This window comes from Streptomyces sp. NPDC023838, assembly GCF_040639555.1.
In the GTDB taxonomy this organism is placed as follows: domain Bacteria; phylum Actinomycetota; class Actinomycetes; order Streptomycetales; family Streptomycetaceae; genus Streptomyces.
Genome location: NZ_JBFAAD010000029.1, coordinates 17,782 through 43,375, shown reverse-complemented (window position 1 = coordinate 43,375; position 25,594 = coordinate 17,782). Strand labels below are relative to the sequence as shown.

Annotated in this window: 27 protein-coding genes, 1 tRNA gene and 1 pseudogene; 18 read left to right on the top strand and 11 right to left on the bottom strand. The window is 72.5% G+C overall.

Going from position 1 to position 25,594, the window contains the following annotated elements:
- The first annotated feature begins 186 nt into the window (after positions 1-186).
- Positions 187-1,407 (top strand): cytochrome P450, encoded by a 1,221-nt coding sequence (locus tag AB0G17_RS28415; RefSeq protein ID WP_361388823.1) that lies wholly within the window; start codon positions 187-189, stop codon positions 1,405-1,407.
- Positions 1,408-2,014: 607 nt separating this feature from the next.
- On the top strand, positions 2,015-2,773 hold the full coding sequence (locus AB0G17_RS28410; protein WP_361388820.1) for a cobalt-precorrin-6A reductase: 759 nt from the start codon (positions 2,015-2,017) through the stop codon (positions 2,771-2,773).
- Here the strand turns inward: AB0G17_RS28410 and cobF are convergent.
- Positions 2,742-3,497 (bottom strand): precorrin-6A synthase (deacetylating), encoded by a 756-nt coding sequence (gene cobF, locus AB0G17_RS28405; protein WP_361388817.1) that lies wholly within the window; start codon positions 3,495-3,497, stop codon positions 2,742-2,744. The two genes, AB0G17_RS28410 and cobF, sit on opposite strands and share 32 nt — an antisense overlap.
- An 81-nt stretch (positions 3,498-3,578) precedes the next feature.
- Between cobF and AB0G17_RS28400 the strand changes: the two genes are divergently transcribed.
- The 3 genes from AB0G17_RS28400 to AB0G17_RS28390 are packed head-to-tail and all read left to right on the top strand — an operon-like array spanning position 3,579 to position 6,414.
- On the top strand, positions 3,579-4,334 hold the full coding sequence (locus AB0G17_RS28400; protein WP_361388814.1) for a (Fe-S)-binding protein: 756 nt from the start codon (positions 3,579-3,581) through the stop codon (positions 4,332-4,334).
- Positions 4,331-5,749: a LutB/LldF family L-lactate oxidation iron-sulfur protein gene (locus AB0G17_RS28395; protein WP_361388811.1), complete on the top strand. Its 1,419-nt coding sequence runs from the start codon at positions 4,331-4,333 to the stop codon at positions 5,747-5,749. Before AB0G17_RS28400 ends, AB0G17_RS28395 begins: the two co-directional genes overlap by 4 nt.
- Positions 5,746-6,414, top strand: coding sequence for an LUD domain-containing protein (locus tag AB0G17_RS28390; RefSeq protein WP_361388808.1), 669 nt, complete (start codon positions 5,746-5,748; stop codon positions 6,412-6,414). Before AB0G17_RS28395 ends, AB0G17_RS28390 begins: the two co-directional genes overlap by 4 nt.
- 100 nt (positions 6,415-6,514) lie before the next feature.
- Here the strand turns inward: AB0G17_RS28390 and AB0G17_RS28385 are convergent, their stop codons facing one another.
- Complete coding sequence (locus AB0G17_RS28385) at positions 6,515-6,991, bottom strand: DUF309 domain-containing protein (protein ID WP_361388805.1); 477 nt, start codon at positions 6,989-6,991, stop codon at positions 6,515-6,517.
- A 106-nt stretch (positions 6,992-7,097) separates the two neighbouring features.
- On the opposite strand from AB0G17_RS28385, the gene AB0G17_RS28380 reads away from it, so the two are divergent.
- Positions 7,098-7,171 (top strand) — tRNA-Pro (locus AB0G17_RS28380).
- On the opposite strand, the gene AB0G17_RS28375 is transcribed toward AB0G17_RS28380, so the two are convergent.
- Positions 7,153-7,836: an N-terminal phage integrase SAM-like domain-containing protein gene (locus tag AB0G17_RS28375; protein WP_361388803.1), complete on the bottom strand. Its 684-nt coding sequence runs from the start codon at positions 7,834-7,836 to the stop codon at positions 7,153-7,155. The genes AB0G17_RS28380 and AB0G17_RS28375 overlap by 19 nt on opposite strands.
- A 290-nt stretch (positions 7,837-8,126) precedes the next feature.
- Positions 8,127-8,951 carry an MBL fold metallo-hydrolase gene (locus AB0G17_RS28370; RefSeq protein WP_361388800.1) on the bottom strand — a complete coding sequence of 275 codons (825 nt, stop codon included), beginning with the start codon at positions 8,949-8,951 and terminating at the stop codon, positions 8,127-8,129.
- A 60-nt stretch (positions 8,952-9,011) separates the two neighbouring features.
- Between AB0G17_RS28370 and AB0G17_RS28365 the strand changes: the two genes are divergently transcribed.
- A complete protein-coding gene (locus AB0G17_RS28365; protein ID WP_361388797.1) occupies positions 9,012-9,458 on the top strand; it encodes a helix-turn-helix domain-containing protein in 447 nt (148 codons plus the stop codon).
- Between the two features lie 368 nt (positions 9,459-9,826).
- Here AB0G17_RS28365 and AB0G17_RS28360 read toward each other — a convergent pair whose 3' ends face one another.
- The gene (locus AB0G17_RS28360; protein ID WP_361388794.1) at positions 9,827-10,399 is read right to left on the bottom strand and encodes a TetR/AcrR family transcriptional regulator; all 573 of its coding nucleotides are present in this window, start codon (positions 10,397-10,399) and stop codon (positions 9,827-9,829) included.
- 102 nt (positions 10,400-10,501) lie between these two features.
- Between AB0G17_RS28360 and AB0G17_RS28355 the strand changes: the two genes are divergently transcribed.
- Positions 10,502-10,810, top strand: a complete 309-nt coding sequence (locus tag AB0G17_RS28355) for a hypothetical protein (protein ID WP_266661825.1) — start codon at positions 10,502-10,504, stop codon at positions 10,808-10,810.
- 84 nt (positions 10,811-10,894) lie between these two features.
- A complete protein-coding gene (locus AB0G17_RS28350) occupies positions 10,895-11,617 on the top strand; it encodes a VOC family protein (protein WP_361388791.1) in 723 nt (240 codons plus the stop codon).
- A gap of 518 nt (positions 11,618-12,135) precedes the next feature.
- Here AB0G17_RS28350 and AB0G17_RS28345 read toward each other — a convergent pair.
- Positions 12,136-13,140 carry an AraC family transcriptional regulator gene (locus AB0G17_RS28345; protein ID WP_361388788.1) on the bottom strand — a complete coding sequence of 335 codons (1,005 nt, stop codon included), beginning with the start codon at positions 13,138-13,140 and terminating at the stop codon, positions 12,136-12,138.
- A gap of 224 nt (positions 13,141-13,364) precedes the next feature.
- Here AB0G17_RS28345 and AB0G17_RS28340 point away from each other — a divergent pair, with 224 nt between their 5' ends.
- Both AB0G17_RS28340 and AB0G17_RS28335 read left to right on the top strand, forming a co-directional pair.
- On the top strand, positions 13,365-14,615 hold the full coding sequence (locus tag AB0G17_RS28340) for a hypothetical protein (protein ID WP_361388785.1): 1,251 nt from the start codon (positions 13,365-13,367) through the stop codon (positions 14,613-14,615).
- Positions 14,616-14,761: 146 nt separating this feature from the next.
- Entirely contained in the window at positions 14,762-14,962 is a 201-nt protein-coding gene (locus tag AB0G17_RS28335) for a hypothetical protein (protein ID WP_361388782.1), read from the top strand.
- A 47-nt stretch (positions 14,963-15,009) separates the two neighbouring features.
- Here the strand turns inward: AB0G17_RS28335 and AB0G17_RS28330 are convergent, their stop codons facing one another.
- The 3 genes from AB0G17_RS28330 to AB0G17_RS28320 are packed head-to-tail and all read right to left on the bottom strand — an operon-like array spanning position 15,010 to position 16,912.
- Positions 15,010-15,669, bottom strand: a complete 660-nt coding sequence (locus AB0G17_RS28330) for a phosphatase PAP2 family protein (RefSeq protein ID WP_361388779.1) — start codon at positions 15,667-15,669, stop codon at positions 15,010-15,012.
- Positions 15,666-16,247, bottom strand: coding sequence for a phosphatase PAP2 family protein (locus tag AB0G17_RS28325; RefSeq protein WP_361388776.1), 582 nt, complete (start codon positions 16,245-16,247; stop codon positions 15,666-15,668). Before AB0G17_RS28325 ends, AB0G17_RS28330 begins: the two co-directional genes overlap by 4 nt.
- Positions 16,247-16,912 carry a DedA family protein gene (locus AB0G17_RS28320; protein WP_361388773.1) on the bottom strand — a complete coding sequence of 222 codons (666 nt, stop codon included), beginning with the start codon at positions 16,910-16,912 and terminating at the stop codon, positions 16,247-16,249. Before AB0G17_RS28320 ends, AB0G17_RS28325 begins: the two co-directional genes overlap by 1 nt.
- Before the next feature lie 117 nt (positions 16,913-17,029).
- On the opposite strand from AB0G17_RS28320, the pseudogene AB0G17_RS28315 reads away from it, so the two are divergent.
- The 5 genes and pseudogenes from AB0G17_RS28315 to AB0G17_RS28295 all read left to right on the top strand — a co-directional run.
- Positions 17,030-17,437: pseudogene (locus tag AB0G17_RS28315) on the top strand (BlaI/MecI/CopY family transcriptional regulator); the annotation flags it as partial.
- Positions 17,438-17,709: 272 nt separating this feature from the next.
- Positions 17,710-18,639: a M56 family metallopeptidase gene (locus AB0G17_RS28310; protein ID WP_361388770.1), complete on the top strand. Its 930-nt coding sequence runs from the start codon at positions 17,710-17,712 to the stop codon at positions 18,637-18,639.
- Positions 18,640-18,785: 146 nt separating this feature from the next.
- A complete protein-coding gene (locus AB0G17_RS28305; RefSeq protein WP_361388767.1) occupies positions 18,786-19,355 on the top strand; it encodes a DoxX family membrane protein in 570 nt (189 codons plus the stop codon).
- A 173-nt stretch (positions 19,356-19,528) separates the two neighbouring features.
- Positions 19,529-19,987: an aspartate 1-decarboxylase gene (gene panD, locus AB0G17_RS28300; RefSeq protein WP_361388764.1), complete on the top strand. Its 459-nt coding sequence runs from the start codon at positions 19,529-19,531 to the stop codon at positions 19,985-19,987.
- A gap of 89 nt (positions 19,988-20,076) precedes the next feature.
- Entirely contained in the window at positions 20,077-20,712 is a 636-nt protein-coding gene (locus AB0G17_RS28295; protein ID WP_361388761.1) for an aspartate/glutamate racemase family protein, read from the top strand.
- 93 nt (positions 20,713-20,805) lie between these two features.
- Here the strand turns inward: AB0G17_RS28295 and gndA are convergent, their stop codons facing one another.
- Positions 20,806-22,248 (bottom strand): NADP-dependent phosphogluconate dehydrogenase, encoded by a 1,443-nt coding sequence (gndA, locus tag AB0G17_RS28290; RefSeq protein ID WP_361388758.1) that lies wholly within the window; start codon positions 22,246-22,248, stop codon positions 20,806-20,808.
- A gap of 164 nt (positions 22,249-22,412) precedes the next feature.
- On the opposite strand from gndA, the gene AB0G17_RS28285 reads away from it, so the two are divergent.
- A complete protein-coding gene (locus tag AB0G17_RS28285) occupies positions 22,413-23,669 on the top strand; it encodes a transglycosylase family protein (protein WP_361388755.1) in 1,257 nt (418 codons plus the stop codon).
- Here AB0G17_RS28285 and AB0G17_RS28280 read toward each other — a convergent pair.
- A complete protein-coding gene (locus AB0G17_RS28280; RefSeq protein WP_361388752.1) occupies positions 23,639-24,574 on the bottom strand; it encodes a DMT family transporter in 936 nt (311 codons plus the stop codon). The two genes, AB0G17_RS28285 and AB0G17_RS28280, sit on opposite strands and share 31 nt — an antisense overlap.
- A gap of 298 nt (positions 24,575-24,872) precedes the next feature.
- Between AB0G17_RS28280 and AB0G17_RS28275 the strand changes: the two genes are divergently transcribed.
- Positions 24,873-25,565, top strand: a complete 693-nt coding sequence (locus tag AB0G17_RS28275; RefSeq protein WP_361388950.1) for a (2Fe-2S)-binding protein — start codon at positions 24,873-24,875, stop codon at positions 25,563-25,565.
- Positions 25,566-25,594 lie beyond the last annotated feature (29 nt).

The window sequence follows — 25,594 nt, the reverse complement described above, 5'->3', positions numbered from 1 at the left end:
CACGACGCAGCCGCCGGGCCCCCTTCCCCGGGCCCGGCGGCCGTACGGCGCGCGCGGGGCGGCCGGGCCGGGCGCACCGAACCGGAAGACAGGCCGCCCCGGCGCTCGTGGACCCCCACCCGGCCGGGCACTTCCGGCCCTACCGGTGCTCTTCCGCCACGGGGCCGCTTCGTACACGATGAGCCTGTGGACAGGCATGAGCACGCACGGCTCGACGCGCTCCAGCGCGACCCCTATCCGCACTACGCGCGCGCCCGCCGCGCCGAGGGTCTGACCTTCGTCCCCGAGCTGGACGCCTGGCTGGTCGCGCGCGACGCCGACGTACGGGAAGTGCTGCGCCGGCCCGAGGCGTTCTCCTCGGCGAACGCGCTGCGGCCGGACGTCATCCCGGGCCCGGCGGTCCTCGCCGAGCTCGGCAGCGGCTTCGGCGGCCGCCCGGTCGTGGTCACTTCCGACGGCCCCCAGCACCAGCGGCTGCGCGCCCCCATCGTCCACGGCCTCTCGTCGGCCCGGGTGACCGCCGTACTCCCGTACGCCACCGAGCGCGCGACCGCCCTGGTGGAGTCCTTCGCGGGGCGGGGGCGGGCGGAGCTGATGGGGGAGTACGCGATGCTGCTGCCCGGGGACGTCGTCGGGCGGCTGATCGGCCTGGACCCGGTGGACGTGCCGGTGGCGGTACGCGGCGGACACCGGGCGGAGCAACTGCTGTTCCGGCCGATGGAGGAGGCCGAGCAGATCGCGGCGGCGCGGGACGTCGTGACGATGCAGCAGCTGCTCGACACGTATCTGCGGGCGAGACGGGCCCGGCCGCGCGACGACCTGTGCACGGGCCTGCTCACGGCGCTCGCGCCGGGCACCGGGGAGCTGACCCTGGAGGAGCGCCACGAGCTGGTGGCCCACCTCCAGAACTTCCTCCTGGCGGGCCATCTGACGACGACGGCGCAGATCGGCACGACGGTCCTGCATCTCCTGCGCCACCGCGCGCAGTGGGAACTCCTCTGTGAAAAGCCGGAGTTGATCCCCGCCGCGATCGAGGAGGCGGTACGTTACGACACGGCGCTGCAGGGTTTCCGGCGCATCACGACGCGTCCGGTGCTGCTGTCCGGGACCGAACTTCCGACGGGGGCCGCCGTCTTCGTGGCGTTCGGCTCGGCCAACCGCGATGCGCGCCGCCACGAACGCCCCGACGTCTTCGACATCACGCGCCCGCCGTCCCGCCATCTGTCGTTCGGCCACGGCGCCCACAGCTGCCCCGGCGCGCACCTGGCCAGAGAACAACTCCGCCTGACGATCCACCTCCTGACCACCCACTTCCCGACCCTCCGCCTGGCGGCCCCGGACGCCCCGGTCCCGATGCGTCCGACGCTGATCCATCGGGCGCCGGAGGGGGTGGAGGTGGTGTGGTGAGGAGGGCTGCGAGGCGCTGCGCTGTGCCGGCGGACGGGTGGGGATTGACCTGGCGGTCGTCAGGCGCGGGCCGGTCGCGCAGTTCCCCGCGCCCTTAAAGACCTGGCCGTCGGTCAGGCGCGGGCCGGTGGGGGCTGGTCGCGCCCGCGTGGCGGAGCCGCATATGTCACAGCCCCGCGCCCCTAAAGGCCTGGCCGTCGGTCAGGTGCGGGCCGGTGGGGGCTGGTCGCGCCCGCGTGGCGGAGTCACATATGTCACAGCCCCGCGCCCCTAAAGGCTTGGCCGTGGGTCGTCTGCGGGTCCGTTTGGGCTGGTCGCGCCCGCGTGGCGGAGCCGCATATGTCACAGCCGCGCGCCCCTAAAGGTGCGGGGTGCAGCGGCCGCAACCCCCTAAGGGGCGCGGGGAACTGCGCGACCAGCCACATGCGGCCCGCAGACAAACAGGGGTCCGGGGCGCAGCCCCCGGTAGCCGGCCTGCCCCGCACGCGGGGTCCGGGGCGCAGCCCCCGGCGGCCCGCCCGCCCCGCACGGGGGGACCTCAGCCCACCCCCACCCCCGGAGGGTTAAGGGAACGGGCGGGGTGGGGGAGGCAACTATCCTCAGCCACATGCACGCCCTCATCCTCGCCGGCACCACCGAGGCCCGAGCCCTGGCCACCGCGCTCACCGCGACCGGCATGCGCGTGACCACATCCCTCGCCGGCCGCGTGCGCGAGCCCAAGCCCCTCCCGGGCGACCTCCGCACCGGAGGCTTCGGCGGCCCCGACGGCCTGGCCCGCTGGATGCGCGAGCACCACGTCACCGCACTGCTCGACGCCACCCACCCCTTCGCCACCCGCATCAGCGAGAACGCCGCCGAGGCCGCCCGCCGCACCGGCATCCAGCTCATCGCCCTGCGGCGCCCCGGCTGGACCCCCATCCCCGGCGACCGCTGGCACAGCGTGCGCACCCTCGACGAAGCCGCCGCCCTGCTGCCCACCCTCGGCCGCCGCGTCTTCCTCACCACCGGCCGCCTGGGTCTGCACGCCTTCGTCCCGCAGGGCGAGGCCCACGACCTCTGGTTCCTCATACGCTCGGTGGAGGAGCCCGACCCCCCGACCCCGCACGCCTGTCAAGTCCTCCTCGACAGAGGCCCGTTCACCATCGACGGCGAGCGCGCACTCCTGCGCGAGCACCGCATCGACGTGCTCGTCACCAAGGACAGCGGCGGCCCCGCCACCGCCGCCAAGCTCACCGCCGCCCGCGAGCTCGGGCTGCCGGTCGTGGTGGTGCGGCGGCCCGACCCGCCCGCCGGGGTGCGTACCGCCCCCGACGTGGACACCGTGCTCGCGCTGCTCAGCCCCGCCGCAGCAGATACGTATCCATGATCCACCCCTTGCGCTCCCGCGCCCGCGCCCGGAGTTCCTCGATGCGGTCGGAGACGTCCGACAGCCGCCCCTGCACCAGGATCTCGTCCGGCGTGCCGACGTACGCGCCCCAGTAGATGTACAGGTCCTGGTCGAGGTGGCGCGTGAAGGCCTGGCGCGCGTCCAGCATCACCACCACGTCGTCGACGTCCTCGGGCCAGCCCTCCGCGAGCCGCCGTCCCGTGGTGATCTGCACGGGCCGGGCCACCCGGTTCAGGCCCGTCCGGTGCCTGGCGAGCAGCGCCGAGACGCTGCTGATGCCCGGCACCACCTCGTAGGCGAACTCCACCGAGCCCCGCTCCAGGATCTCCTCCAGGATGCCGAGCGTGGAGTCGTACAGCGACGGATCGCCCCACACCAGGAACGCCCCGCACTCGTCCTCGGCCAGATCCTCCACGATGAACCGCTCGTAGAGGTCGGCCCGGCGGCGCCGCCAGTCGTCGACGGCCGGTGAGTAGTCCGATGTCTTGCGGTCGCGCTCGGGGTCGCGCGCCTCGACGAGCCGGTACGGGCGGCCCGTCACATGCGCGTCGAGAATGTCCCTGCGCAGCCGGGTCAGATCGGACTTCTCCTCGCCCTTCTCCATGATGAAGAAGGCATCCGCCTTGTTCAGCGCCTTGACGGCCTGGAGCGTCAGATGGTCGGGGTCGCCCGCCCCGATGCCGATCACATAGATCTTTCTCACGGCCCCGAGTCTGCCGCATCCCTGCGACGGCGCGAACAGCGAGGCCTACCGGCGCCGGGAACCACCGCCTATCCTCCGACCATGCGTGTCGCACTCTTCGTCACCTGCGTCAACGACGCGGTGTACCCGGCCACGGGCATCGCGACGGTGAGACTCCTCGAACGCCTCGGCGTCGAGGTCGACTTCCCGCCTGGTCAGACGTGCTGCGGACAGGCCCAGTTCAACACCGGCTACCGCCGCGAGACCGAGCCGCTGGTGCGCCGGATGGGAACCGTGTTCGAGGGGTACGACCACGTGGTCACCCCGTCGGGCTCCTGCGCGGCGATGGTCCGCGACAACTACCCCCGCATCGCCCGCAAGGCGGCGGCCGAGGGCCGGGGCAGCGAGCTCGGCGGGATCGCGAGATCGCTCGTCCCGCGCGTGTACGAGCTGTCGGAGTTCCTCGTCGACGTGCTCGGCGTCACGGACGTCGGCGCGTACTTCCCGCACACCGTCACCTATCACCCCTCCTGTCACGGTCTGCGCATGCTGGGTCTGGGGGAGCGGCCGCGCCGGCTCCTGGAGGCCGTCAAGGGCCTGGAGCTGCGCGAACTGCCCGGCGCCGAGGAGTGCTGCGGCTTCGGCGGCACCTTCGCCCTCAAGAACCCGGACGTGTCGGCGGCGATGGGCACCGACAAGGTGAACAGCGCGCTCACCACCGGCGCCGAGGTGCTCTGCGGTGCCGACAGCTCCTGTCTGATGCACCTCGGCGGTATCCTGCGCCGCCGGGGCGACTCCCTGCGCGCCCTGCACCTCGCCGAGATCCTGGCCAGTACGGAAGCGGAGCCCTACGTATGAGTGCCACCTTCGTCGGTATGCCGTCCTTCCCGGTGGCGGCCAAGGGCGCCGTCCACGACGCGACCCTGCGCGCCAACCTCCGGCACGCCACCCACACCATCCGCGACAAACGCGCCAAAGCGGTCGCCGAGCTCTCCGACTGGCAACAGCTGCGCGAGGCGGGCCGACAGATCAAGGACCACACCCTGCGCCATCTCGACCGGTATCTGATGCAGTTGGAGGAGTCCGTCGTACGGGCCGGGGGCACCGTCCACTGGGCCGCCGACGCCGACGAGGCCAACCGCATCGTCGCGGACCTGGTCAAGGCCACCGGCGAACGCGAGGTCGTCAAGGTCAAGTCGATGGCCACACAGGAGATCGGCCTCAACGAGGCGCTCGCCGCCGAGGGCATCTCCGCGTACGAGACCGACCTCGCCGAACTGATCGTGCAGCTCGGCCACGACCGTCCGTCCCACATCCTGGTCCCCGCGATCCACCGCAACCGGGGTGAGATCCGGGACATCTTCCGTGAGGAGATGGGGAGATGGGGCCGCCCTGCTCCGGGCGGCCTGACAGACAGCCCGGCCGAGCTGGCCGAGGCGGCGCGGCTGCACCTGCGGGAGAAGTTCCTGCGCGCCAAGGTCGGCGTCTCCGGCGCGAACTTCATGGTCGCCGAGACCGGCACCCTCGTCGTCCTGGAGTCCGAGGGCAACGGCCGGATGTGCCTGACCCTCCCCGAGACGCTGATCTCCGTCGTCGGCATCGAGAAGGTGATCCCCACCTGGCGGGACCTGGAGGTCTTCCTGCAGACCCTGCCGCGCTCCTCCACGGCCGAGCGGATGAACCCGTACACCACCATGTGGACGGGCACCGCGGACGGCGACGGACCCTCGGCCTTCCACCTTGTCCTGCTCGACAACGGCCGCACCGACACGCTCGCCGACGAGGTGGGCCGCCAGGCGCTGCGCTGCATCCGCTGCTCGGCCTGCCTCAACGTCTGCCCGGTGTACGAACGGGCCGGCGGCCATGCGTACGGCTCGGTCTACCCCGGCCCCATCGGCGCCATCCTCAGCCCCCAACTGCGGGGCACCACCAGCGAGATCGACGCCTCGCTGCCATACGCCTCGTCGCTCTGCGGGGCGTGTTACGAGGTGTGCCCGGTCGCGATCGACATCCCCGAGGTGCTGGTCCATCTGCGCGAGCGCGTGGCGGACCGGGGCGGCAAGGGGCACCGCCTGGAGAAGGCGGCGATGAAGGCGGCGAGTTGGGCGATGGACCGGCCGGGAGTGATGGCGGCGGCCGAACGCGCGGCGACCCGGACGCGCCGACTGCACCCGAAGAAGGTGCCGGGCGCCGGAGCCTGGACGGACAGCCGCGCGCTGCCGGAGCTGCCGCAGGAGTCGTTCCGCGACTGGTGGAAGGGGCGGGGCCGATGACGGACGCCGTTTCGCGTACGGACGACGCCACGGGCCGAAGCTCCCGCGAGCGCATCCTGGCCCGCGTCCGCACGGCCGTGGCCGACGCCCGCGAGGCCCCCGAGGTCAGCCGCGACTACCTGAGCGTCCACATCCCGGAGGACCCCGCCGCCGTACTCGACCTGCTGCACGAGAACCTCGCCGAGTACCGCGCGATCGTGCACCGCACGGACGCCGAAGGGCTGCCGGCGCTGCTGGCGCGGCTGCTCGCCGAGCGCGGCTCGGCCACGGTGCTGGTCCCGCCCGGGCTGCCCGCCGAGTGGCTGGGCGAGGCCGGTCCCGTACGCGTGCGGGACCGCGCGGAGTCCACCGCGGCCGAACTGGACGCCGTGGACAGCGTCGTCACCGGGTGCGCCCTCGCCATCGCCGAGACGGGCACGATCGTCCTGGACGGCGGCCCCGACCAGGGCCGACGCCGTATCACCCTCGTCCCCGACCACCACATCTGCGTGGTGCGGGCGCCGGAACAGGTCGTGGCGTCGGTGCCGCGCGCGATGGCGCGCCTGGACCCCACGCGCCCCCTGACCTGGATCTCGGGCCCGTCCGCGACGAGCGACATCGAGCTGGACCGGGTGGAGGGGGTGCACGGGCCCCGCACGCTGGAAGTGGTCCTGGTCAGCGGCTGAGCCGACGCGCTTCGGGTTGGTTTCCGGGACAGCGGGGGCCCTCGGAGTGGAACCAGAGGTCGCCGGCCCAATGGGCCTCCTCGGACGCCCGGGGTCTGGTTCAGCCCGTGAGCCTCGGGGCCTCGGCCCGCGCGTCCACCGGCCCCGGCAGCCGCTCCGCCAGCCCCCGCGCCCACGCCATCAGCCCGCCCAGGTCGATCCCGTACAGCGGAATCCCTACATACCGCCCCAAGGAGTCGGCGCCCCGCGCGAGCAGCGTGGCGCCGCCCTTCGCGTTGCCGCGCGCGGCGTGGGTGAGCCCGACGGAGAGCTGGGCGAGCCCCCGCCACAGCTCGCGCTCGCTCTCCGGCCCCGACTTCCACGCGTCCTCGAACACCTCGTGCGCGTGGAACGGCATCCCCGCGTCGAGCAGCCGCTGCGCCTCCCGCACGGTCTCGTCCGGGGAGCGCACCACGCCCTCCGGCTGCCGCTCCACTCCGGGTGCCCCGTACGGCAGCGGCCGCCCGAGCCCGTCCCTGGGCCGCGCGTTGCGCGCCCGTCCCTCGGCGTCCCGGTCCCGGCGCGAAGAAGTCTCCATGCGCCCATTGTCACCCGGCGCCACGCCCCGTACCGGATCACGGCCGTGAGTGAGGTATGGTTCTCATGCACGACCGGCCAGGGGAAACCCCAGGTCAGACGGGCACCGGGACGTGGCGCAGCTTGGTAGCGCACTTGACTGGGGGTCAAGGGGTCGCAGGTTCAAATCCTGTCGTCCCGACTCTGCTTCGCGCAGGTCGGAGGCCGTTCTCTCGCTGATGAGAGGGCGGCCTTTTGTGTGTCCGGGGCCATGATGGTCGCAGCGTGGTCGCGCGTCCGGTCTGGGGCTGGTCGGCCGTAGCGCTGAAGGCTGGTGGCGCGGGGAGCGGAGTCGGCGCACAGCCTCGCGGAGCCGGTGGAGGTCGTCGCCTGGTGGTCGCAGCCACGCCGGACGGTCCGTTTGGTTGCGGGCTTGCTCGGCTCCGGTGAGGGTGTGGTCGATGGTGTCGACGGCTTCGCGTGCTGCCTGTTGGGTGAGGTGGCTGTAGAGGTGACGTAGGCGTAGATGTGCCGGTGGGCGAGTTGGTCGAGCTTGAGGTTGCCGAAGGCCGGGATGAGGTCGTTGCGGACATAGTCGCGGTAGCGGGCCATGGTGGTGGGCTTCAGTACAAGGGCCTTCGCTTCGAGCCACGTGTTCAGGTAGGCGGCGACGGTCTGGTTCGGGTCGGCGTTGTATCCGCCGGCTTCGCCTTCGAGGAAGCGGCCCAGGGCCTGCTCGGCTGTGTCCTGGGTGGAGAATCCGCCCCCGGCGCACCGTGGTGCGGCGGTGGTCAGGGGTGGGGACGTCGACGGCGAAGCCCCACGTGCCGTGTTCGCTGTCGGCGACCAGGTGAGGACGACGAGCACCGAGCTGATGGCGATTTCTTCACGTTCGGCATCTTCAGCGTGTCGCTGGAAACCTGTCGTCGACGGCTGAAGATCCGCCCGTCGGCCGCCTGCTGACGGCGAAGCCGGACAGGGCGCCGTCGTGACCGACCATGGAGAAAGAGAGCCCACCCAGAACCAGACGTACTCACCGCGTGCCCTGCCGTGCTGCCTCTCACCAGGGTTGAATCCGGTTTCAGGGACAAGTCGCAACCGGAACCGCCGACGGCGGTCGCGGCACCGCCGAGTGCGTTCGATCGGACGGGCCGCGGTCAATGGGTGTGGCCGTGTGCGCCTGCGGCCGGCGTCCTCCAGTCGATGCCGTGTCGACGGGCCGCGGCGAGAGCTGTGGGCACGCCTTCCGCGTAGGGCTCGCCGTGGCCGGGGAGCAGCGTCGTGGCTGTGATTCCGGCCAGAGCGGTCAGGCTGTCCCATGCCTGTTCGGGGTCGTCGTTGAGGGTGCCGGGCATGATTCCCAGGCCACGTCGGCCGGTGACGACGTCGAGGGTCACCAGGGCGTCTCCCGTAATCAGGACGTCTCGGTCGGCGAGCAGCAGGCAGCTGCTCCCTGGAGTGTGGCCGGGAGTGTGGATCGCCCGAGGCGATCCCGGTACGTCGAGACGCTGCCCATCGGTGTAGCACTCGGCGTGCAGGATGGGCGGGACGGTAAACAGGCCCGCGCGTGCCCAGTTCAGGTTGAGTGCGAAGACGTGAGGCTTCCACAGGTTTCGCCGAATACGGCGGGGTGGTGTGTGGAGCCGGGCGCCTTTGGCCAGCGCCTCGTCGTCCGGGTGTATGGACACCGGCCGGCCGGTGGCGTCGGAGAGCCGGCGGACGATGCCCAGGTGATCGGCGTGTCCGTGGGTGAGCACGATGGCCCGAACGGCGTCCAGACCTTGCCCCCGCTTCGTCAGCCAGTCCATCAGCGCGGGCCAGTGGCTGGGCATACCGCCGTCCACTACGGTCAGGGCGCCCTCCTGCTCGATGACGTACCAGTTGACGTGGCCGTCTCCGAAACGGAACACCCCACGGGCAACCTCGATACCGGCCTGACGCAGTCTCTGCATCTGGAAGCACCTTTCCCCAGCGGCTTCCACGATGGAAGTAATGGGAGGCTAGCAGTTCACTTCCAACATGGAAGCCGCTAGGCTGAGGGCATGCGCTCGACCCTCGCCCTCGACAACTGTCCCGCCGCCCGAGCGCTGGACGTGGTCGGCGAACGATGGGCGCTCCTGGTGGTGCGTGAAGCCCTCGCCGGAGCCCGCCGGTTCGACGAATTCCGCGATCGGTTGCGGATGAGCGAGAACACGCTCGCCCGACGACTGACGGAGCTGACTGCCTCCGGCGTCCTCAGGCGCACGCAGTACAGCCTCAAACCCGCCCGCTTCGAGTACCTCCTCACTGAACAGGGATGCGCCTTGGTGCCGGTGCTCGCAGCCTTGGCCGCCTGGGGAAACGAGTGGACGGATCCCGATCCCGATCTGCCGAAGCCGCCCGCGCGACCGAGCTGGCTCGCCGAAGACGCCGAAGACGCCGAGGTGCCGCAGGCACCGCCGGGCGGAGGGCGTGATCGCCTCTCAAGCGTCCGACGACATCAGTTGTGACAGCCGCGACCCGGCCGTAACCCACCCGCCACCCTGCGTCCGAAGTGGCAGCGCGTGCCGACGTCGCCGGCAGGATGCACGACGACCGCGAAGCCGATGAGTTGACACGAAGGAGACGGTCACCACTGAGTCCGCTGTTCCTGCCCCAGACCCGCGCGCCCGGGTCAGCGAAGGCGGACCAGGGCAAGGCCGCCCGCCGCCCTGCGGCATTTCCGACGACATCGGGCGTGTGGAGAAATGGCAGCTCGCACCCGACATCGCGTCACAACAACACCCAACCCGCACGACCCTGTTCATGCCATGACGTTCATGCCATGACAGAAGCGTGATCGTTGCAGCGTGCCAGGTTGTCGTGCTCTGCCGCCAGGTCAGCCCGGGCTCGCGAGGGTGGAGATGAGGGCTGCGGCGGCTCTGTCGAAAGGCGCGATGCTGCCCGCGGCGCGACACAGGATGTGGGCGCCTTCGAGTGTGACGATCATGAGGGTGGCCAGATCGGCGGCCTGGGATGAGCTCATTCCGGCCTGAGTGAGTTTTCCGGTGAGCTCGCCGACCCAGCCGGTGAACGCTTCGGCTGCGACCGCATGCAGGCTGCTCTGGTCGGCAATGGCTGCACCGCCGTCGACGGTGACCGCCGCGATCGCGCAGCCGCCGCCCCCGGCGGACGCCTGCACCACGGGGCGGACGTTGCCGACGAACGCCTCCACGACTTCGCGGGGCGTGCGGGCCGGCAGTGCGTGCAGGTGACCGCGGACGTCCTCCGCGTTGCGGCGAGCGGCTTCAAGCGCGAGTTGGTGTTTGCCGCCCGGGAAATGGTGATAGATCGCCCCGCGCGCGGCACCGCTCTCGGTCAGGACGTCGGTGAAGGACATCGCGGCCAAGCCGCGGCGTTGCAGCAGTCCGATCGCTGCGCTGATCATGCGGGACTTCGTGTCCGCGGCCATCGCACCCCCTTGACTAGTACGGCCATCCTACTTCATGCTCCCCTTACTAGGACGCACGTACTAGTAGGTGGGCTGGACAGGCCCCGAAACCGGAGGTTCGTGATGGGCAAGACGTTTCTTTACACCGAGATCCAGGCGGCAGTGCCGTTCGAGCAGTTCGACTGGCACCAGGTCAACGCGGCCCTGAAGACTGCGCCGGGTCTGATCCGCAAGACGTGGCTGTCCGGGATCGGCACCCACACCGTCGGCGGTTTCTACGAGTTCGACAGCGCCGAGAATGCCCTGGCCTTCGCTCAGGGCCCCTTCGCCGAAGAGGCCCGCCGGGCCGGCGCCCCGGCCACGACGCGACTCTTCGACGGCGACATCGTCAAAGACGCCAGCATCGACCTGAACTCGCCCTACTACACCTGACACCGCAGGCCGCCGCGGAGTCAGCCCTGGACGCCGCCTCGCTCCCCTGTCGGGGCGAGGCGGCCTCAACGGAAAGTCATCTCGATGAACGTCACGCGGCACCCCGAGAACAGCGTGAGCTGGATCGACCTCGGCACCCCCGACATGGAGACGGCGACGGCGTTCTACACCACGCTGTTCGGTTGGGCCGTCGCCCGACCGGACTCCCATGGCTACAGGCTCTGCACACTGCGCGGACACCTCGTCGCCGCCCTGGGGCCGGCCGAGGACGCCGGCGCACCCTACTGGACGATCAACGTCACAGTGTCGGACATCCAAGCCACCGCCGGCCGCTTCACAGACCTGGGCGCCCAGATCATCGTGCCACCCACCCAGGTCGGGACGTTCGGCCACGCCGCCGTCACCCTCGACCCCGTCGGCGCACCCCTGTCACTCTGGCAGCCGGGCACCCATACCGGTATGCAGCTGACACACGAACCGGGCACCTTCGCCGGCATCAGCCTGCTCACCGACCACCCCGCGCATGCCGCCGCCTTCTACCGACCGGCTCTGCACTGGAACGTCGACCCCCAGCACACCGAGTTCCGGCTGCCGGACAACTCCATCGCCGCCACCGGCCCGCCGCCGGGGAAACCAACGGCACAACGATCACTCTGGCTGGTCAGTTTCGCCAGCAACAGACCCGATACCGACGCCAAGCAGGCCCTGCAGCTCGGCGCAACCGAAGTTCGCCAGGACTCCAACGGAGACGTGGTCCTACGCGATCCCACCGGCGCTCTGTTCGCCATCACCCAGCACACCCGATAGTGCCACTCCGCCCGAACGCATCGCCCCAGGCAATCGCGCGGGGGAGTGTCAGTTTCAGTCGTATGTCACCGTCTTTCCTCCGACCCAGCCATCTGGGGGTCAAGGGGTCGCAGGTTCACATCCTGTCGTCCCGACTTACGTGGACGCGAGTCTGAGGCCGTATCGGAAACCTCCGATACGGCCTCGAGTGTTTTCGGGGCCCGGCTCCGGCTTCTGCCTGTACGGCACGGCGGCCGACGGCGACGCGCTGCGGGCGCTCGTCGACGGATTGCGGGCACGGCCGGGAGACCACGCCGTACGGCGCTGAGCCGTACCGCCGGGAGCGACGGACGCGGGCTGTCCCCGGCTCAGCGGGGGGAGCTGATCTGGCCCAGGAACAGCCCGCGTGCTGCCGTCGACTACGGCGCCGACGCCGTGCCGGATCCCGGGCACGGTGATGACAACGTATCGCCGGGATCCGTGCGGGCCGATCCGGGATGCGTGGCCGTTTCGCGCAGCCTTGGGCGAGGGTGGGCCGGTCAGGGGGTTCCCAGGGTCTGGGAGGGGAGTTCGCCGAAGCGGGTGCGGTAGCTGTCCGCGAAGCGGCCCAGGTGGGTGAAGCCCCAGCGGTAGGCCGCCTCTCCGACGGTCAGTTGGGCGGGGTCGGCCTGGCGCAGCTCCGCGTGGACGCGGGTCATGCGGATGTCGCGCAGATACGCCATGGGGGACATGCCCACATGGCGGCGGAAGCCCTCCTGGAGCCAGCGGACGCCGACTTGGCCGATGCCGGCGAGCTCGGTGGTGGTGAACGGGCGCTCGGGATGGGCGTGTATCGCGTCCACGACCCGCTTGACCGGGCCGGGCAGCCCGGCCCTGACCGGCTTGTCGAGCTCCTCGCGGTAGCGGTGTCCGGTGGCCAGGAGCAGCCCCGTGAGCAGGGCGTCCTGGAGCTGGGCTGCCATCAGCGGCTGGGAGAGGGCCCCGTGCTCGTTGTCCATCTCCCGGACGGCCAGGGCGACCAGGCGCGCCCAGCTCAGGCCCGGCCCCTGGCTGATGTCGAGTTCGGGCGCCAGCCGCATCCCAGTGGGGACCGAGCGGTCCAGCAGGATCTCCAGACGGCCGAGCAGGTCCTGGGTGCAGATCTTGACGGCGAGGAGGCGGCAGTCCCGGTTCCACCGCTCCAGGGTCGGCTCGCCCACGGGGTGGAAGACGGCCGCGCGCCGGGCGTTCGCGGTGGCGGGCGTCCGCGTCCCCTGCCGCCAGACGAGCTCTCCCGAGAGGGGGATGTCGACGTGGTACGCCCCCAAGTCACCGAAGCGCAAGTGCACATCGGTGCCCCACCGCATGTCCCCCAGGGTCAGCGGCCCGAGCTGCACCACGTCGAAGGCGGCGTCGAGGCGGTGCTCGCGGTCCAGTACGGCGATGGAGTTGGCGTAGTACGTCTCACCGATCACCTGGCGCGCCTCGTCGAGGTCGCCGGTACGGAACGAGAGCCGGGACGCGGTCGGCGCACGCCGCGAGCCCGTGTGCGAAGTTGCCTGCATGGCCCACATCTTCCCGGTGGGCGGGCCCGGCCGTCACCCACCGTCCACGAACCGGTCCTGCAGAAATCCGGTGCGGCCCCTCTGTGTTTACCGTGAAAGGCGTTGAACGCGTCGTACTCTGAGGCGGTTATCGGCTATCGGGTTAATTCAGAACTCTCCCGGTCTACACATCACTACATATCTCTACACATCAAGAGTCCGCCGGACGACTGAGGGGAGAGGCGATGCGCGAGATCACCCGAAGGGGAGTGCTCGGGGCCGGACTTGGCGCCGTCGCGGCGGCCGGAGTCGCCGGCTGCGGTACGGAAGGCCGGCCGGGCACTTCTGGGCGACCGCATCCGCCGGGCAACGGGCCAGGTCATCCGGCGGCGCCTAATGCACCGGTAAAATCCCAGGTCAAACTGATCGGTGACGGTTCGACAGCCGATACCGGCCGTCAGCCGCACCAGCCCGCGAAGCCCCTGCCGCTCGAACCGGGCGAGACCCCGCCGCAGTTCGTGATCTTCTCCTGGGACGGCGCCGGAGAAGTCGGCAACGGGCTCTTCCCGCGTTTCCTGGAGCTCGCCCGCGATCACGGCGCGTCGATGACGTTCTTCCTCTCCGGGATCTATCTCCTGCCCGAATCGCGCAAGTCGCGGTACCGGCCGCCGAACAATCCGGTCGGCGCCTCCGACATCGGCTATCTGACCGACGCACATGTGCGCGAGACACTCAAATGCGTGAGCGAGGCGTGGTACGACGGCCACGAGATCGGGACGCATTTCAACGGGCACTTCTGCGGCGGCTCCGGGTCGGTGGCCAACTGGTCGCCCGGCCAGTGGCGCAGTGAGATTGAGCAGGCCGTCTCCTTCGTTACCGAGTGGCGGACCAACACCGGCTGGCACGACCTCGAACCGCTGCCCTTCGACTACCGCAAGGAGCTGACCGGCGGCCGGACGCCGTGTCTGCTCGGGCAGGACAACCTGCTGCCCACCGCCCGGCAGCTCGGCTGGCGTTACGACGCCTCCTCGCCCGGCGGGCGCCAGGTGTGGCCCGAGAAGCGCCAGGGCATCTGGGACCTGCCGCTCCAGGGCGTGCCCTTCCCGGGGCACTCCTTCGAGGTGCTGTCGATGGACTACAACATCCTCGCCAACCAGTCGAAGAACACCACCCGGGGCATGCCGTCGCGCTATCCCGACTGGCGGGAGCAGGCGACCCGGGCCTATCTCGCAGGGTTCCAGCGCGCGTACGAGACCAACCGGGCGCCGTTCTACATCGGCAACCACTTCGAGGTGTGGAACGGCGGCATCTACATGGACGCCGTCGAGGAGGCGCTCAAGGGGATGGCCGGGAAGAAGGACGTACGGCTGGTGTCCTTCCGCCAGTTCGTGGACTGGCTCGACGTCCAGGACCCCCGGGTGCTGGACAAGCTGCGTGCGCTGGGCGTCGGCCAGGCCCCGCCGGGCGGCTGGAACGCGTACTTCAAGACCGCGTGAACCCCCTTTCGGCGACCCGAACGAAAACACCCCGGGACGAACCCCCCGAATGACATCACCCCCGAACGAAGACGACTCCGAACCGAAACGACTCCGAACCGAAACGACCCCGAACGAAAACGAACCTGAACGAAAGGGACGCTGTCGTGCACGAGATGAGAGCCGAGCGGGACCCCGGCGGGGCCGGGGCGGCGGGCCGGGCCGCCCTGCTCTGGCACGTCATGAGCGCCGACGAGCCGAGGACGATGTGCGGCCGCACCCTCGGCCGCCCGGAGGCGGCGGTCCCGCCGGACCCGGACCTCTCCGACGCCGACCGCTACTGCGCGGCCTGTATGGCGGCCTGCTGAGCGTTACGGGAGAACATGGCCGCGCCCCGCGTGCCCGGCGCGCCCCCTCAGGCGCGGTGCACCGGCTCCTCCTGCCGTATCTCCGCCGGTACGTGCCGCGCCGTCACCAGCGTGCCGAGCGTCAGCCACACCGCCGCGAACAGCCAGCCCCCGAGCACGTCGGTCAGCCAGTGCACCCCGAGGTAGACGCGCGAGAGGCCGACCGCCGCGCCCCACAGCAGGATCAGCCCGGCGGCGAGGCGTGCGGAGGCCGAGCGGGAGTGCGCGGTCACGCCCCACACCAGGAGCCCGGCCGTCAGCGCCGCGGTGGTGGTGTGGCCGGAGGGGAAGGAGTGGCCGGAGGCGTGCGTGGCCCAGTCGGCCATCGCGGGGCGGGGCCGGGCGACGGCGGCCATCACTCCGTACCGCACGGCCTGGCCCAGGGCGAGGATCGCGAGCGCGCTGGCGGCCGCGCACAGGCGCTGGCGGGCGTCCCGGCCGGCCAGCAGCCCGGCGCCGACGGCGAGCAGGTAGGGGAGCGCCCCGGTGCCGGTGGCCGTGACCGCGCGGGCCACCGCCTGCGCCACCGGCGGCCGGTGGTCCAACGCCCAGGCGTGCGAGGCCCGGTCGCCGGGCAGCGGTGCCCCGTCCCGTACGGCGACAGCCACCGTGAGCAGGACGAACAGCAGCAGGCACACCGCGGCCCCGACGCGCCGGGCCCTCGTCATCGGGCGGCCACCAGCGGGCGCAGCCGGGTCTCGCCGAGCCGGTCCACCAGCGGCGCGGCCCGGCGCGCGAGCAGGGTGAGGACCAGCGCGGCCACCGCGCCCACGGCCAGGCCGGCCAGGACGTCGTGCGGATAGTGCGCGCCGATCCAGACCCGGGAGGCGGCCATCAGCAGCGCGGCGGGCACGGCGATCGCGCCGAGGAGCCGGTCGGCCAGCAGGAGGGCCACGGCGGCCGCGGCCGCGATCGCCGCGTGGTTGCTGGGGAAGGACCAGTCGCCCAGCGGCGGACAGGCCTCCACGGTCACCACGTGCAGGGTCCGGCAGGGCCGTTGTTCATGGACGCCCGACTTGAACAGGTCGTTGACGGCGAAGGCGGCGACCACGACGAGCGGCGCGGCCAGCGCCATGGCGAGCCGGGCGCCGCCCGCCGGCCGGGCCCGCCACCAGGCGAGGACCATCAGGACCGCGAAGAGCCCGAGGCCGTAGTCCGACCAGAGCCGGACGGCCGTGTCGACGGGGCCGGGCGTGTCCTGGGCGAGCTCGGTGACCCAGGTGTACCACCCGTTGTCGAAGTGCATCAGTGGGCGTCCTCGGTGGTGCGGGCGCGGCGGGCGCGCAGGATTTCCAGGGCGATCGGGAGCAGCGAGACGGCCACGACCAGCGCCACGAGCGGCAGCAGATAGCGGTCGACGTTCGGGATGGACGAGCCCAGCGCGTACCCGCCGAGGACCAGGCCGCACGTCCACACCGTGCCGCCGACGACCTGCCAGAGCGCGAAGACCCCGGCCGGGACGCCGAGCACGCCTGCGAGGGGGTTGAGCACGGTCCGGACGATCGGCACGAAGCGGGCCAGGACGATCGCCTTCGCGTGGCCGTACTTGGCGAGCAGCTCCTCCGCGCGGGCCGCGCCCTCGTGTAGCTTGCGGGACTTGGCGCGGGCCAGCAGCGCGCGGCCGCCGCGGCGGCCGATCCAGTACCCCACCTGAGCTCCGACGAGCGCGCCCGTCACCGAGGCGAGCAGGACCTGCGGCAGGGAGAGCGACACCGGCCCGTCGCCGCCCGGCACGCACAGCAGCCCGGCGGTGAACAGCAGTGAGTCGCCGGGCAGGAAGAAGCCGACGAGCAGTCCGGTCTCGGCGAACAGCACGACGGCGATGCCGATCGCGCCGAACGCCGAGAGCAGCGAGCCCGCGTCCAGCACGTTCACGGCCTGCGGTGAGGCGGCGAACAGGGGTACGGCCATGACGGTGGGCCCCTCCCATAATGGTCTGCGGGCCGCGAGCAGCGCCCAGCCCGACTGACTACAGTGATGTAGACGGTCTACAGAACTGTAGACGAAAGATCGAGGAGGATCGTTCCCATGGGCGTCGTGGACGGGTCCGGCCCCTTCGGCGGCCCTACGGGGGGCCGTACCGGCGGCGACGCGCGGCGGCCCGCCGGCGAGCTGGAGGCGGGCGTCCTCGCGGCGCTGTGGGCCGCCGAAGGCCCGCTCACGCCCGGCGAGGTCCAGGGCGCGCTCGGCGGCAGCCTGGCCCGCACCACGGTGACGACGATCCTCACCCGGCTCTACGAGAAGGGCGCCGTCACCCGGGGCCGCTCGGGCCGGGGCTTCGCCTACACCCCCACCGAGGACTCCCCGGGCCTCACGGCCCGCCGCATGCACACCGAACTCGCCAAGGAGGAGGACCGCTCCACGGTCCTCGCCCGCTTCGTCTCCCAGCTCAGCGACGAGGACGAGCGACTGCTGCGGACCCTGCTCGACGGGGAGGCGGGGGCGTCCGGCGAGGAGATATCCGACGACCGGGCCACCACGGGTTACGGCCAGGCTCCTTCGGGCCACGACCGGGCCACCACGGGCTACGGCCGCTACGGCCAGGTTCCCTCGGCCCCCGACGGGACCCCCTCGGCCTCCGACGGGGCCCCCTCGGCTCACGGCGGGGCCCCCTCCGCCCCCGACGGGGCCCCCTCGGCTCACGGCGGGGCCCCCGCGGCCCACGACCGGGCCCCCTCGCGCCGCGACCCGGCCGGGGGTGACCGGGGATGATCTTCGCGGTGTGGATTCCGCTGCTCGTGCCGTTCCTCGCCGTCCCGGCGGCGCGCCGGCTCGCCGACGCCCTGCCGCCCAGGCCCGCCGCCCGGCTGCTCACCGCTGTCTCGGTCGGCCTCGCCGTCTGCTCGGCGGCCGCCCTCGGACTGCTCGCCGCCGCGGGCGCCCTGCGGCTCCCGTTCGTCGCGGCCCTCGGCCATCTGGTGACCCCGCTCGACGAGGTGCCCGACGCCGTCGCCCTACCCGCCGCCTGCGTGGCCGCCGTCCTGCTCGCCCTCTGCGGCCTCGCGCTGATCCGTACCGCACGCCGCCAGATCGGCGAGGTGCGCGCCGCCCGCCGCCGCCTCGCGCCCTCCACCGGTGAGCTCGCGGTGGTGCGCGACCCCTGCCCGTACGCCTACGCGCTGCCCGGCCGCCCCGGCCGCATCGTCGTGACCACCGGCATGCTCCGCGCCCTCGACCCGGCCGAGCGCGAGGCGCTGTTCGCCCATGAGCGCGCCCATCTGCGCGGCCGCCACCACCTCTTCCTCGCCGCGGCCGAACTCGCCGCGCAGTTGCACCCCTCGCTCCGCTCGCTGCGCGCGCCCCTCGAGTACGCCCTGGAGCGCTGCGCCGACGAGGCCGCCGCCGGGGCCGTGGGCGACCGCGGGCTCGCCGCCCGCGCCATCGGCCGGGCCGCCCTCGCCGCCCGCTCGGCCCCCGGAACACGACCGCGTGCCGCCCTCGCGGCCGTCGCCGGGCCCGTGCCGCGCCGCGTCGCCGCGCTCCTGGACCGCCGTCCGGCCGCCGCCCCGCTCCGCTCGCGCGGCGCCCGGCTGATTGCGGCCGCGCTGGTCGCCTGCCTCTGCGCCTCCGCGGTCTCGGCGGTCGAGGCCGCCGCCGATCTGCACGGCGGCATCGAGACGGCCCAGGGCGAGGACTGAGCCTTCCCGCGCGTGGGGGAACCCGCGCGACGGCTGACCCGTACGGCCCAGCAACGCTGAGGCCCGGCCCCCGCCGCCCCGGAGAGTGGATCCCGTACGCCCCTGACGGCGTGCCACGCCACGAACGGCCACCACGGGAGGCAGCCATGACATGCATCAACCGACGGGACCTCGGACTCCTGGTCCTGCGGGTGGGCACGGGCGCCGTCCTCGTGGCGCACGGCACCCAGAAGCTCCTCGGCTGGTTCGGCGGCGGCGGGATCGAGGGCACGGCCGCCGCGATGGAGCACATGGGCTTCCGCCCCGGCAGGCAGAGCGCGGTGGCCGCGGGGCTCGGCGAGGCGGGCGGGGGCGCGCTCCTGGCCCTCGGCCTCGCCACCCCGGCCGCCGGGGCGGCGGCCGCCGGAGCGATGGCGGGCGCGGTCTCCGTGCACGCCCCGGCCGGGTTCTTCGCCCAGGGCGGCGGCTTCGAGTACCCGGCGTTCCTCGGCTTCACCGCCGCCGCGATCGGTGTCGCCGGGGCCGGTCGCTACTCCCTCGACCACGCCTCCGGCCACGTCCTGGACCGGCCGTGGACGGTCGCTCTGGCCTTCCTCAGCAGCGCCGCGGCGGCCGCCGTGGTCGTGGGCCGGCGTGCACAGGACCAGGACGCCGGCGAGTCCGAGGGCGAGCGGGCGGAGGCCGACGCGTCACCCGAGGCCGGGACGACCGCGTAGGCCGCGGCCCCACCCGTCCCCGACGGCAGGGGCCCGGGGCATTCAACTCGCGCGGCTGTTGAGATCGAGGAGCAGGCCGCGGGCCCGTGCGGCGCACCGAGGTCGTACCCTGTTCGGCGACGGCGCGTACCCCGACCGGGGGCGCGACCCTTTGTACGGCAGGGAGTGACGCTGTGCTGCGCACCATGTTCAAGTCCAAGATCCACCGAGCCACCGTGACCCAGGCCGACCTCCACTACGTGGGGTCGGTAACGGTCGACGCCGAGCTGATGGAAGCCGCCGATCTGCTGCCCGGCGAGCTCGTCCACATCGTCGACATCGACAACGGCGCCCGCCTGGAGACCTACGTCATCGAGGGCGAGCGGGGCTCCGGCGTCATCGGCATCAACGGCGCCGCCGCCCACCTGGTCCACCCCGGCGACCTGGTGATCCTCATCAGCTACGCCCAGGTCGACGACGCCGAGGCGCGCACCCTGCGCCCGAGCGTGGTCCACGTCGACGCGGACAACCGCATCGTCGACCTCGGCGACGACGCCTCGGCGCCGGTGCCCGGCACCGACCAGCGCCGCAGTCCGCAGGCCGTCGCGCCCGTACCCGTCCCTTCGAGCCCCGTCGCCGTTCCCCAGACCTGATCCGGGAGAGACACCATGGCCGGCGCCCCCGCCCCCGACACCCTCGTGAGCCCCGCCGAGGCGCGGCCCGCGAAGAACCCGAGGCCCTGATGAGTCCCCTCGCGCTGCTCCACACCTCGATGGTGCACGTGCCGGTCTTCAACGCCCTGCGTGACGAGAACCACCCGGGTCTCGAACTGCGCCACCTGGTGTACGAGGAACTGCTCGGCCGGGCCCGCGGGCTCGGCTCGGCCGGAGCCGCCGAAGCCACCAAGGAGGTCATCTCCGAGGCCGCGGCCGAGGGCGCGACCGCGGTGCTGTGCACGTGCTCGACGATCGGCGCCGTCGCGGAGGCGGCCGGGGCCGAACTCGGCGTGCCCGTCCTGCGGGTGGACCGTCCGATGGCCGCCGCGGCGGTCGCGTACGGCTCCCGCATCACGGTCCTCGCCGCGCTGGAGGCCACCCTGCGCCCGACCGGAGAGCTGCTCCACGAGGAGGCCGCCGCGGCGGGCCGTGAGGTCTCGTTGCGGCCGGTCCTGGTGGACGACGCCTGGCGCCGATTCGAGAAGGGCGACCTGGAGGGCTACGCGTGGGCGGTGGCCGAGGCCATCGAGGAGGTCGAGGACGCGGACGTCATCGTCCTCGCCCAGGCCTCCATGACCCCGGGCGCGCAACTGGTCCCGTCGAAGATCCCGGTGCTGTCCAGCCCGCGCCTCGGCCTGGAGGCGGCGGCGAAGCTGGTGTGAACGAGCGCGGCCCGGGGGCATCCCGCCCCCGGACCGCGCTCGGGCCGCTTCTCGGACCGCGCTCGGGCCGCTTCTCGGGCCGCGCCCCGCCGCTCAGCCCGCCTCGACCTCCGTGCGGTCGCCGCCCCAGAGCGTGTGGAACGAGCCCTCGCGGTCCACCCGGCGATAGGTGTGCGCCCCGAAGAAGTCTCGCTGCCCCTGCGTGAGCGCCGCCGGCAGCCGCTCGGCCCGCAGCGCGTCGTAGTACGCGAGCGCCGCCGAGAAGCCCGGCACCGGCACACCCTGGCGGGCCGCCGCCACGATCACCGCGCGCCAGTCCTCCTGCGCCGCCCCGATCTCCTCGCCGAACCGCTTGTCCGCGAGCAGGCTCACCAGCTCGGGCTCGGCGTCGTACGCGGCCCGGATCCGGTCCAGGAACGCCGCCCGGATGATGCATCCGGCGCGCCAGATCGCGGCCACCGAGCCGAGGTCCACGCCCCACTCGTACTGCTCGCTGCCCGCCCGGATCTGGTGGAAGCCCTGGGTGTACGACACGATCTTCGACGCGTACAGCGCCTGCTCCACCTGGGCGGCGAACGCTTCGGCCGCCTTCTCGTCGAGCGGCTCGGGCACGGGCCCGGCGAGCGCGCGGGACGCCTCGCGCAGGTCCGCGTGGCCGGAGAGGGAGCGCGCGAACACCGCCTCGGCGATGCCGGACACCGGCACCCCGAGGTCGAGGGCGATCTGCACGGTCCAGCGCCCGGTGCCCTTCTGCTCGGCCCGGTCCTGGACGACGTCGACGAACGGCTTGCCGGTCGCCGCGTCCTCGTGGGCGAGCACCTCGGCCGTGATCTCGATCAGATACGAGTCGAGGCGGCCGGTGTTCCAGCCCCGGAACGTTTCCGCGATCTTGGCGGGGGAGTACCCGGCGACCGTGCGCAGCAGGTGGTAGGCCTCGGCGATGAGCTGCATGTCGGCGTACTCGATGCCGTTGTGCACCATCTTGACGAAGTGACCGGCCCCGTCCGGGCCGACGTGGGTGACACACGGGGTGCCGTCCGGCGCCTTCGCCGCGATCTTCTCCAGGAGCGGGCCCAGCGACTCGTACGACTCCGCCGAGCCGCCCGGCATGATGCTCGGGCCGTGCAGCGCGCCCTCCTCGCCGCCCGATACGCCCGCGCCCACGAAGTGGATGCCGCGCTCGCGCAGCTCGCGCTCGCGCCGGCGCGTGTCCTCGAAGTGCGCGTTGCCGCCGTCGATGATGACGTCGCCCTCTTCGAGCAGCGGGGCGAACTCCTCGATCACCGCGTCCGTCGGCTCGCCCGCCTTCACCATGACGACCAGCCTGCGCGGCCGCTCCAGCGCGGCCACGAACTCCTCGGGCGTCTCGGCGGGGACGAACCGCCCCTCCTCGCCGAACTCCTCCACCAGCGCCCGGGTCTTGGCCGCCGTCCGGTTGTGCACCGCCACCGTGAGGCCGTTGCGCGCGAAGTTGCGGGCGAGGTTGCGCCCCATGACGGCGAGTCCGGTCACGCCGATCTGGGCTGTTCCACTCATGGCTCTGCTCCTCGAATCCTCGGGTGCGCTGCTCGATCAACCCTACGGAAGAGTCCAAGCCGCGCGAGTCGGCCGGCATTCCTTCGAAGGGTGGGTACGCACTCTTGTCACGGTCCGTTCAGAGCCCCTACTTTGGCGGCTCCCGATGCCTTCGAGGGGGACCCATGTCCGTACGCGGGCGGCACCGCCGGTATCAGCCGAGCCGTATCAACCGGGCCTCGCTGACGGTGACGGCGGGTGGGGCGGGCATGGCCCTGCCCCTGATAGGCGCGGGCGCCGCGCACGCCGCCTCGCTGGATGTCTGGGACAAGGTCGCGGCGTGCGAGTCCACCGACAACTGGAAGATCAACACCGGCAACGGCTACTACGGCGGGCTCCAGTTCAGCCAGTCGACCTGGGTGGCCTACGGCGGACGGCAGTACGCCCCGCGCGCGGACCTCGCCTCCAGGAGCGAGCAGATAGCCGTCGCGGAGAAGGTGCTGGAGGCCCAGGGGCCGGGCGCCTGGCCGGTCTGCTCGGGCGAGGCGGGGCTGACCCGGGGCGCCGCGCATCCCGCCTCCGCACACCAGGCTTCCGCGCATCCCGCCTCCGTACACCCGGCCTCCGCCCACTCCACCACGGCGCCGAAGCCGCACCACGCGCCCGCGCCCGCGCCGAAGAAGGCGGCCAAGAAGGCCACGCCGCAGACCGACCCCACCAAGGCCCCCGGCAAGCGCGAGGGCTACACGGTCGTGCGCGGCGACTCGCTCTCCCGGATCGCGCACACCGAGCACGTCAGGGGCGGCTGGCACGAGCTGTACACCGTCAACCGCGAGGTCGTCGGCCCGAACCCGGACCTGATCCTGCCCGGCCAGCGGCTTGCCCTGCCGGACACGGCGGCCCCGCCGAAGGCCCGCCCGGCGCCGACGCACCCGCCCGCCAAGCAGCAGCCGACCAAGCCCACCGCGCCGCACAAGCCCGCCCCGCACAAAACCGCGCCGCACAAGCCCGCGCCCACCCCGGTCACCCACAAGGCCGCCGGATTCACCGCGCCCGTCGACGCCGGCCCCAGCACCCCGTACCACAAGGCCGGTTCGTCCTGGGCGAGCGGCTACCACACGGGCGTCGACTTCCCGGTGTCCACCGGCACTTCGGTACGGGCCGTGGCCACCGGCAAGGTCGTCGAGGCGGGCTGGGGCGGCAGCTACGGCTACCAGGTGGTGATCCGGCACGCGGACGGCAAGTACAGCCAGTACGGCCATCTCTCGGCGGTGAACGTACGGGCCGGACAGCAGGTCAACTCGGGCCAGCGCATCGGCCGTTCCGGCTCCACCGGCAACGCCACCGGGCCGCATCTGCACTTCGAGATCCGCACCGGGCCCGCGTACGGGTCGGACATCGACCCGCTGGCCTACCTCAGGGCGGGCGGCGTCAGCCTCTGACCGGCGTCGGTGCTCTCGGCGCTCTGGCCGGGCGCCGGGATGCCCGGCAGCGTCTTGCGCTCGGCGGTGCGTGAGCGGCGTGAGGCCGCGCCGAGCCGCTCGGTGGTGAGCAGGATCAGACCGCCCGCCGCCACCACGCCGCTGGCGAGGGCGAAGACCAGTCCGGCCGTCCCGTAACGGAACTCCTCGCCGAAGAGCGTGAGCCCGACGGTCGCCGCGACCACCGGGTTGATGACGGTGACGGTCGCCAGCGGCGCCGCGAGCCCGGCGCCCCGGTAGGAGGCCTGGGAGAGCAGCAGACCGGCGGCGGCGAGCACCGCTATGGCCAGCAGGCTCGGCACCTCGGTGAGCTGGAGGCCCGCGTCCCAGTCCTCGGCCACCAGCTTGGTGAAGACCGACGCCATGCCGAAGGAGACACCGGCCGCGGCGGCGAGCAGCACGCTGCGCACCACCGGCCCGTGCACCGCGCGCGAGGCGAGGAAGAGCACCGTCATCCCGCCGAAGGTGGCCGCCGCGAGGAGCAGCCGCTGGCCGCCGCCGACCGAGTCGGCGTCCGCGTCGGTGGTGAGGGCGAGCAGCCCGGCGAGGCCCGCCGTCGCCATGACCGCGCCGCGCCAGGCCGCCGCGCCCGCCTTGCGGCGGACGAAGACGGCGGCCATCGGCAGCGCGAAGACTATGGTCAGCGCGCCCAGCGGCTGGACGAGGGTGAGCGGCCCGCACGCGAGTGCCACGACGTGCAGGAGGGCGCCGAGCCCGTTGAGCGCCACGGAGGCCCACCAGGCGCCTTGGCGGAGGTAGGTGCTGTCGGGGGTGGCCGCGGCCACGCGCTCCTGGACGATCGCCGCGGCCGCGTAGGCGACGGCGGAGATCAGGGAGAGCAGCACGGACAGGGCAAGGGCACTCATGCATCCACGATCTCTCGCGAATCGCCTTCCGTCGTCGTCCTTGAGACCGCATTGACACGTACTGCCATAGGAGTACGCGGCTACTCCAGAAGTCGTCCATACATCGGACATTCGGTACAACAGCTGGTGGGGGGCGGTGTGCTGGGAGAATTTCGGCCACCCGTACCACTAAGGGTGTCCCGTAGTAGTCGCAAGTGTGTGCGATCGAAAATCTGCAAGAATTACGTCGATCCTCGCGCGGGTACGTCAGGTCTTCCCAGGGCCGCACCCATGGGCGGAGACAAAGGGGGGGCGAGTGGTGGATCTGGCCGCGGTGGCCTCGGTGGGCGGGTTCTTCGCGCTGCGCACCGGACCGGCCGACGGCGGGCACCGCCCGCTGGCGCGGCTCTACGCGGGTGAGGGCGGCCCGCTGGCGGCCCGGATCGACACCGTCGCGGCCGCCCTGCATGCACCGGACCGCCGCACCGCCGCCTCCATCGCCCACCTGGGACTCGTCGCCCGGCTCTGGTCGATCTCCCTCGGCTCCGCCGTGCTCCACGGCGAGCTGCCCGACCTCGATCCGCGCGCCCTGTCCTGGGACGGCGGCCGCAGCGCCCCCGACGACCTGGTGCTCGACGGGGTCCGGGCGCTGCCCGGCACCGCCGAGCGGATCCGCGAGAGCGTTCAGCACGGACACCTCGTCCCGCTCGCCGAGGCCTTCCGCCGCGACACCCCCGTCTCGCCCGGCCTGCTGTGGGGGAACGCGGGCTCCGCGCTCGCCGGGGCCGTCCGCGAGCTGCACCGCTGGGCGCGCCGCAACGGCCGCCCCGACGCCGCCCGGCGGGCCCTTGAGCTCGGCGCCGAGCTCTTCGCCCACCCCGACCTGGCGGGCACCGGCACCCTGCTCCCCGGCCCCGCCTTCCGGCGCCGCAGCTGCTGTCTCTACTACCGCTGCCCGGGCGCGGGACTGTGCGGCGACTGCGTCTTCGACCGGCCGCCGGCGCGCGGCTGACCGGCGGCCCGCGAACCCGCGGTTTGGTG